Here is a 7225-nt window from a genome sequence, read left to right on the forward strand (position 1 = left end):
TTCGGCGAGGAAGAAGTTCCCTGGGCTGAGCTCGCGTTTGCTACGGTGCGCAACACGCTTGGGCACTACTTTCGCGACCTGAAGCGCGGGGCATTCGAATTTCATACGGGGACGGTCGAGCCGCGTCCTCGCCAGATATCACGCTGACCTGCCCAGGTTTTTGGCCCCAGTCGTAACTTGAGAGAATGGCTCCCGCAACTGTCGAGGAGCCGATGAAGAAAAGCCCGTTTCACCGAAGAACAGATGGTCGCTATCCTGCGCGAGGCCGATAAGGCACCAGTGGCCGAAGTCGTAAGGAAGCACAAGATCAGCGAGCCGATCCTCTGGCGCGTATCCTCTCCAATGCGGCGCGCATTTGACGGATCGCGATCCACGCCGGATGCTGATCCACGAGTTGAGGCTTGATCCAGTTCCGGAACAAGGCCCACAGCTGCTGCGCCTGATAGCTCTCGATCGACCCGGCCACGTTGGCGCCACGCCGCGGTAGTGGCAGTATTCGACGAAGGAGCGCAAGTCCTCCAGAGCGGGAATTCCCTGCTGGACCATGTTGTTGCGTGCGACAAGGCTATTGATGTCGATCATGCCTTCACCGCGCGTGTCGATCAGGCAGACATTCGTAACCTTGGATAGGATAGATGTGTCAATCATGATGGCATTCGCGCCAGACTCAGCCGTGACGTCGACCATGGCCTTAAGACAGCCTAGGGTGCGATCAGCGGCTACTGGACGCGCGAGGAGGCTGCCCAATTCGCGACCATGGGGCTACCGACGCTTTCGGTGCTCGACATGGAGCGCATGGCACTCGGCGAAGATGTCAGGAACGCCCCGCAACGGCCCGCGGGCGCGGAGAACGAGCACCTCTCGCAGCGCAGGGACGAAGTGATCGCCGACCTCGCCGGTGCCATGGGTCTGGCCGCTGCAAACCCCGTGAACAAGGAAGAGGTGCTGGAAGCGCTGGCTGCTGCCGACCACCCGCTCGGTGCCGGTGCGCCACGAACGACATCCCTATCTCGCCGCGCTCGCGGGTTGTCTGCTGCTGGCGTCGCTGATTCCAGAACGCTCCCGCGCGGGCCTGCGGCGCAGTGCGTTCCCTGCAGGGTCTGATTCAGCCCGCGCTCGCACGCGCGAAGTCTTCGCTCGAAGGGATCCCCGAGCGCAGCTTTCACCATCGATCGACATCTATCGAGGACCATCAGCGCTTCCACAATCGCTCGCTTTCGAGATCCATCGAGATCTATCGCTTCGCTACATGCGATGCCGCAGGAGGACGCAGCCCTCGGGCACTCGAGTCGGGTTCGAGAGCGTGCCGGCATCAGAAGCCCGTGTTCTCGCATCGAGACTTTGTGGCGATTCTTTTACCGTCACCACGCTGCCGCACGAACGAGCAGCGCATCAGTGTGCTTCGACAGCCTGCTCCGCTGCTTCCCTCCACGGTCTGATCTTCGCGAGCGTCTTCGCGAGACTCGCCTTCGCGACCTCGGTGTCGTGGTCCGCCTGCAGACGCAGCCACCAGCCGTCCGAGAGCCCGAAAAAGCGGCACAGCCGCAGGTCGGTGTCCGCCGTGATGGCGCGCTTGCCGGCCAGGATCTCGCCGATGCGCTGCGCGGGCACGCCGATCTCCTTCGCCAGCCGGTAGTTGCTCATGCCCAGCGGCTTCAGGAACTCCTCGGCGAGCATCTCGCCGGGCGACACGGGCTTGAGTTTCGTGGTCATGTCGTATTCCTCAGTGATAGTCGACGATCTCGACGTCTTCGGCGTCGCTTCCTGTCCAGCGAAAGCAGATGCGGACCTGATCGTTCACCCGCAGGCTCCACTGGCCCGCGCGATCGCCCTTCAGCTGCTCCAATCGGTTCGCCGGAGGCGCGCGCAAGTCCTCGATGCGCCGCGCCAGATCGAGCTGCTTCAGCTTGCGCAGCGCCGGGCGCTCGATATTCGCAAAGCGCGCCACGCGCCGCAGTCCGAACAGCGCTTCCGTGTCGGCGCACTTGAACGTCCTGATCGCCACGGTTCGAATAGTAACGCGTGACGTGATTAACGTCAAACGTGATTATTGATGACAAGACCTTCTCCACACAAGCGGGCGTTCGCGCCGCGCTTTCGCCGGCATGCCTTCCGCTGGCGCTCTCAGCCCGCCGAGCAGCGGGTCCGTAAAGCGACGGCCGAGATCCAGAAGGTCGCAAGCGTTTCCGCCCGCTTTCACGATAGGCCGCCTTCCGAGATCCATCGACGTCTATCGGCGCAGCGGCGTCCAGTCAATCGGCCGCCCTCTTTCCACGCAGCGAATCTGCCATCTCGGACAGGGCATCGGCCAGTCGTCGCACTGTCTCCGGCGGTGGCAGTGGCAGCCGGAGGCTGCGCGAGCCGGTCGCAGGATCTCGCTCGAGCCAGGGATGCGACGTTCCCTCGCCATCCCCGGCCGCGCGCAGCGCCGAAACCAATTGCGCGCCTGCCTGCAGCAGCCCGGCCCAGGGATCGACGCCCGCTTCCGGCGCAGAAGCGTCGGCTTCCGATGCGATGTCGCCGGCCACGACAGACTCGTCGGCGGCGACCACTTCGACCGGCGACCCCACCGTTGCGCTCGCGACGCTCGCCGCCTCTTCCGCCGGCGCCATCGCTTCGCCCTCGCCCATCCGGCCGGTGACGTTCTCAACTTCCTTCATGAAGCGACTCAGGCGCGAGCCGCCGAGCGAGATCTCGCTTTGGCCCCCGTCCAAGATGCCCGCCGACAGCGAGCGCTTGAAGGCGAGCACCGAGAGCATCCCCTCCTCGATGGTGCCCTTGGCGACGAAATTGACAATCTGCACCGGGCGCTTCTGACCCATGCGGTGAATGCGCCCGATGCGCTGCTCGAGAAGCGCAGGGTTCCACGGCAGGTCCATGTTCACCAGTGTCGACGCGTGCTGCAGGTTCAGTCCCGCCGCGCCCGCGTCGGTCGACAGGAAGACTCGGCAGTCGGGATCGGTGCGAAAGCGTTCGACCAGCGCCGGGCGCTTTTCCGAGGATACGCCGCCATGGAAACTGACATAGCCGATGCCGCGATCTTTCAGCCTGCGGATGACGATGTCGTGGGTGCGCGTCCACTGGCTGAACACCACCGCCTTCGCGTCCGGTTGCACGAAGACGCCGTCAAGCAGCGCCCCCAGTTCGTCGGCTTTGACGCCGTGGTCGGTTTCCTGGTCCAGCAGGTAGGTGCTGTTGCAGGACATGCGCATGTTCTGCAGGGCGCAGGTCAGCCGCCGTTGATCCTTGTCCGAGACAAACTTCGTCCGCCGCCAGCGCTTCACGATCTGCGCCACGATGTCGGCATTCTCCCGGTGATGCACCAGTTGCATCTCGGTCATCGGCACCAGCAGGTTCTGGTCGGTGCGGCCGGGCAGCTGCGTCAGGACCTCGGACCGGCGCCGGCGGATCAGGATCGGCGCCAGCGTCTGGCCGATCTTCTCCAGGCACGTGTAGCCGGTGACGCGACCGAATTCATCCTTGACCTGGTGCTCGTGCAGCAGCTTCCAGGTGGGTCCCAGCCGGTGCTGGTCGACGAACTGCACGATCGAGATCAGCTCCTCGAGCTTGTTTTCGAGCGGGGTGCCGGTGAGCACCAGGGCGTATGGACTGTCGATGCGCTTGAGCGCCCGCGCGGCGATCGTGTTCCAGTTCTTGATGCGCTGCGCCTCGTCGACGATCACCAGTTCCGGCGCCCACTCGGCGATCAGGTCGAGATCGGGCTTCAGCTTTTCGTAGTTGGTAATCTTGCAGAAATCGTCGGCGCTGAAATCCTTCTGCCGCTGCGCCCGGCCGCCAGCCATCACCCGCGCCGCGCGGCCGGAAAAACGGTCGATTTCGCTTTGCCACTGGTACTTGAGCGAGGTCGGGCACACCACCAGCACGCGCGCGACGCCGAAATACCGCGCCAGGATTTCCGTCGCCGCAATGGCCTGAATGGTCTTGCCCAGGCCCATCTCGTCGCCGATCAGGGCGCGGCCGGCGCGCACCGCGAAGAGCGCGCCGTCGGCCTGGTATGGATACAGCGGCGCCTTGAGCAGCTGCGCCAGCTTCCTGTCGGACGCCCCGCGCGGGAACAGGCTGTCGAGGACGTCTGCCCGGCGCGCCGCATCGCACCGGCCGGCGATGAAGTCGAGCGCATCGTCGTAGGCGCGCAGTTCGTGGCCGCTCTTCGCCGCCGTCGCGAGGAAATGCTCCAACTCGCCGAAGCGCTCCTCCGGGAGCGCGCCGCCGCGCGGAGCGTCGAAAAGTCTCAAGGCCGCTTTCATCACGGCCGGCGGGCAGTCCGATCCGGCGCGGAAGTACACCGCGCGCGCACCATCGTTACGCAGGTAGATCTCGGAAAACGCCGGACGCCACCCCTGGGCAAAGGCGGCCTTCGCCCCGCGCTTCTTCTCGAGCCGGGCGAGGACGAACTCGATGTGTTTGCAGGTGCCGAGCTCGTTGGTGGCGTAGTCGGGGCAGGAGCAGTAGTTGTCACCGGCGTTCAGCCCGCGTATCGCCACGCGGTAGCTGGCCTTCGACTGGGGGTTGCCCACGCGAAACTCCGAGAAGAACGGTTGGTCGCCGCGGTTTTCCAGCACGAACGCCTGGTCGCGCCCGAACTGGCGGCGCAGTGCGCGTTGCCAGTCGGCGGGAGCGAGGCCGACCGGCAGATGGGAGCGCGAGAGCTTCGGTTCCTTGATGGGCCGATCGGAAGCACGTTGCCGTTTCACCGTTGATTCCTTGTCTGAAGTGCACGACCGAGCGGGAGTTCGGCCGCGACGGTTTCTTCAGCACCGGCATCTGCGCGAATTGAGTAACCCATCGCTCGGTACCCACGGCGCTTGTCCCACATTCGCACTAAAGCCGGGTGCCCGGTGTCCACGAAGTCGATGATCCGCACGCTGGCCTTGCTGGCGTGCTCCCGATGCAGGCGGCCAGCGCTACTGTTGCAGCGTCCCCTTCCACGACACGGGCATCGCCAAGAGCAGGGTGTCGAGCGGCGGATGATCGAATCCTTCCCCGACAAGCTTGCCGGTGGCCAGCAGAATGCGCGGCGCATCGGGTGGCAGCGCGTCGAGTTCTTCGATGAGCGTGGCGCGTTGTTTCCTGGACATCCGCCCGTGAAAAACAAACAGGTGCGGAGCCTCGGCACCCAAGGCGACCTGGATGCGGTCGAGGTGCTCAGTTTGCTCGGTCTATATCGAAGTCGCCAACACCCCCGCCCCTCGTCCCGAGCCGAGCGGTATCTTCGTCGTAACCTGCTGCGATCAGACAGGATCCCAAGCCGCCGATGGGCGACCTCGTGCCCCGCTTCGTGAATCGCAGCGTGGTAAATCATGCGGGATCGGACCTTTCTTGCCTGGAACTGCGGCAAAATCAGAATCAGCCATGATGCAAACCTCCTACAAAGGTGCTGCGTTGCGGTCAGGCGGGCCGGATGGGCAAACATCCGGTTCCGCCGCTCTTGAACTCGTCAGACATGCTAGCTGGTGTCCGGCCTCGTGAATCGCGGTGATGTACTCGGCGCTCATGCCGCACCATCCTTGACCGACCTCGCGAACGGGATCACTTCTCCCCGCTCGGCCTCGACGTACCGCGCCCAGTCGTCCATCATGCGGCGGCGCTTCTCCAGCAGGTCGCCGCGCTGATACGCCGCCTCGGTCTTGCCGCTCACCACATGCGCGAGCGCGGCCTCGGCGAGTTCCTTCGGGAAGTGCGTCTGCTCGGCGGCCCAGTCGCGGAAGGTCGAACGGAAGCCGTGCGCCGTGAGTTCGCCGCGGCCCATCCGGCGCAAGGTCGCGAGCATCGCCATGTTCGACAGCGGCCGACCGATCTTGCCGCCCGGAAAGACGTACTCGTTCTCACGGTGCAGCGCCTGCAGCACGCCCAGCGCCGGCGCCGACAGCGGCACGCGGTGTTCTCGCCCGGCCTTCATGCGTATGGCTGGAACGGTCCACAGCGCGCGCTGTGCGTCGATCTCGGCCCAGGTGGCGCCTAGCACCTCGCCCGTGCGCGCAGCGGTCAGGATCGCGAATTCGAGCGCCCGCGCACCGATGCCGGCCTGCGCTCGCAGCGCCTGCATGAAGTCGGAAATTTCAGCGTAGGGAAGCGCCGCATGGTGCGCCACGGCGCGCACCTTCGTCGGCGCCGGCAACAGCTTATCGAGGTGCCCACGCCAGCGCGCCGGGTTCTCGATCGAGCGATAGCCACGGGCGCCTGCCCAGCCGAGCACTGCCTCGACACGCCCGCGCACGCGCGAGGCCGTCTCCGGCTTCTCGCACCAGATCGGCTCCAGCACGCGCAGCACCGCACCGACGTCGACGTCACGCACGTCGATCTCACCGAGCACGGGAAACGCGTACGTCTCGAGTGTCGCCTGCCACTGCGCCACGTGCTTCGGGTTCGTCCACTCGACGGACTTCGAGCGGATGAAAGCGCCGGCCGTATCGGCGAACGTCATGGCCTGTGCGCGCTCGGCAACCCGTGCGCGCTTGTCGGCACGCCGCTGCTCGATCGGGTCGGTGCCGTCGCGGATCTGCTTGCGGTAGCGCTCGCGCCGCTCACGCGCTTCGGCGAGCGACACTTCGGAGAGGGGTCCGAGCCCCATCTCGCGCCGCCGGCCAGCGAAGCGATAGCGCAGCAGCCAGGATTTCGCGCCGAATGGGGTCACTTGCAGAAGGAGGCCAAGCCCATCGTTGTGCAGGCCAGGCCCCGCAGTCGCCACCTTGCGCGGCGACAGGCGATCGATTCGCCTTCCGTTCGTCATGGGAAACCGTCCGCCCAACCCGTTACCGGAGTGTCAACCCGCCCTATTACCCATCCACTTGACGCGGATTGTAGCGGATTTCAACGAACGATAGCAACCCCACGTGTCGCGTAACTTACTGCATATATTGACGTTTTTGAACATTGGCGGATATTGTCGAAATGTCGTCTGGCGGAGAGGGTGGGATTCGAACCCACGATAGAGTTGCCCCTATTCCGGTTTTCGAGACCGGCCCATTCAACCACTCTGGCACCTCTCCGTATTCCATTGCGGCTCGGACATCGCCATGCCCGGCAGAAAGGGTCCGCAAGCCGCGACCCGGCGCCGTTGCTGCGCGACGATTCCAGGATCTGCCGTGGGCGCGAATTCTAGCAGTGATTCGGGCACGGGAAAATTCGCGCGGCTTGCGCTTCGCTTCGAGGTCGCGTCCAACCCCCGGATTCTGTTATGGTGCCGGCTGCCCGACCAAGCTCT

General features: G+C 64.9%; 5 protein-coding genes, 1 tRNA gene and 1 pseudogene. 1 reads left to right on the forward strand and 6 read right to left on the reverse strand.

All coding sequences use genetic code 11. From position 1 onward, the window contains the following. Positions 1-756: 756 nt before the first annotated feature. A complete protein-coding gene (locus tag JNK68_00355) occupies positions 757-1104 on the forward strand; it encodes a hypothetical protein (GenBank protein ID MBL8538798.1) in 348 nt (115 codons plus the stop codon). A gap of 288 nt (positions 1105-1392) precedes the next feature. Here JNK68_00355 and JNK68_00360 read toward each other — a convergent pair whose 3' ends face one another. The 6 genes and pseudogenes from JNK68_00360 to JNK68_00385 all read right to left on the reverse strand — a co-directional run bounded on the left by JNK68_00360 (position 1393) and on the right by JNK68_00385 (position 7010). Continuing rightward, complete coding sequence (locus JNK68_00360; GenBank protein ID MBL8538799.1) at positions 1393-1713, reverse strand: HigA family addiction module antidote protein; 321 nt, start codon at positions 1711-1713, stop codon at positions 1393-1395. A gap of 10 nt (positions 1714-1723) precedes the next feature. Next, the gene (locus tag JNK68_00365) at positions 1724-2005 is read right to left on the reverse strand and encodes a type II toxin-antitoxin system RelE/ParE family toxin (GenBank protein MBL8538800.1); all 282 of its coding nucleotides are present in this window, start codon (positions 2003-2005) and stop codon (positions 1724-1726) included. Between the two features lie 247 nt (positions 2006-2252). After that, on the reverse strand, positions 2253-4715 hold the full coding sequence (locus tag JNK68_00370; protein MBL8538801.1) for a DEAD/DEAH box helicase: 2463 nt from the start codon (positions 4713-4715) through the stop codon (positions 2253-2255). After that, positions 4712-5186, reverse strand: a pseudogene (locus tag JNK68_00375) (DEAD/DEAH box helicase). Before JNK68_00375 ends, JNK68_00370 begins: the two are co-directional and overlap by 4 nt. A 326-nt stretch (positions 5187-5512) precedes the next feature. After that, on the reverse strand, positions 5513-6751 hold the full coding sequence (locus JNK68_00380; GenBank protein ID MBL8538802.1) for an integrase arm-type DNA-binding domain-containing protein: 1239 nt from the start codon (positions 6749-6751) through the stop codon (positions 5513-5515). 169 nt (positions 6752-6920) lie between these two features. Then, positions 6921-7010 (reverse strand) — tRNA-Ser (locus JNK68_00385). Positions 7011-7225 lie beyond the last annotated feature (215 nt).

This window comes from Betaproteobacteria bacterium, from assembly GCA_016791345.1.
In the GTDB taxonomy this organism is placed as follows: domain Bacteria; phylum Pseudomonadota; class Gammaproteobacteria; order Burkholderiales; family JAEUMW01; genus JAEUMW01.

What these genes read in the sequence shown, in the direction of transcription:
- JNK68_00355 (MBL8538798.1), top strand. Translation starts at nt 757, where the DNA reads ATGGGGCTACCGACGCTTTCGGTGCTCGACATGGAGCGCATGGCACTC.
- JNK68_00360 (MBL8538799.1), bottom strand. Translation starts at nt 1,713, where the DNA reads ATGACCACGAAACTCAAGCCCGTGTCGCCCGGCGAGATGCTCGCCGAG.
- JNK68_00380 (MBL8538802.1), bottom strand. Translation starts at nt 6,751, where the DNA reads ATGACGAACGGAAGGCGAATCGATCGCCTGTCGCCGCGCAAGGTGGCG.